At 38.5% G+C, this 637-nt stretch carries 1 protein-coding gene and 1 pseudogene; both read left to right on the top strand.

Annotation, left to right across the window (positions count from 1 at the left end; genetic code table 11):
• Positions 1-363 (top strand): annotated as a pseudogene (locus tag E1H13_RS26710) (hypothetical protein); the annotation flags it as partial.
• A gap of 89 nt (positions 364-452) precedes the next feature.
• A partial coding sequence (locus E1H13_RS27090; protein WP_206071140.1) for a hypothetical protein occupies positions 453-637 on the top strand: 185 nt, incomplete at its 3' end.

A 637-nucleotide genomic window follows, 5' to 3' on the forward strand; every position in this document is an offset into this window, starting at 1 on the left:
GTCTTAAATCAGAATGCTCGGATATATCTAGTTAAAGCTAATAATATAAAACACCCGAAAGATGTGCCAGGCAATCAGTGGAAAAAACAAGGCAAACATCAAGAGGTCCTTGGACCAGCATTAGATTTTTGGTACAAGAGTGGCTTCAAAGGGGGAGCAGACGGCAATTCTTCTGTCGGTGGCCAGCTAAATACTCCTTCGTTTGTATGGATTCAGGCAAATAACCTACATAATCCCAATGATGCGTATCAAACTATCACCATATTTGGTGTTGATGACCCACAACGAAAAAAGTTATTGCAAGCAATACAAAACTCTAATCAACTCAAGGAAAAAATTGAAGTAACTTTACCTTGGGAGTGATTTTTGAATAGATCATTTAAACTAAGAATAAAATGTCTTTTAGGAATCAATCGAAAGCTTTTGAATGGGGTAAATGGATAACGCTGTGCTTGGTAATTGCAGCCTCAGTTTCCATTATTACTATAGCTGTTAGAATATCGCCGACTTCTGGTCAGGCAGGACAAGTCGAATCAGAGGTCTTGGCAAAACAGATAGAATTCATCCTCAAGATGAACAGTGCCTTTTTAGGTTTTCTCGGCATTATTGGGGCATTACTAACATGGTTCTTCAAGAA

Origin of the sequence: Nodosilinea sp. P-1105 (genome assembly GCF_012911975.1) — a bacterium.
Taxonomy (GTDB): domain Bacteria; phylum Cyanobacteriota; class Cyanobacteriia; order Phormidesmidales; family Phormidesmidaceae; genus Nodosilinea.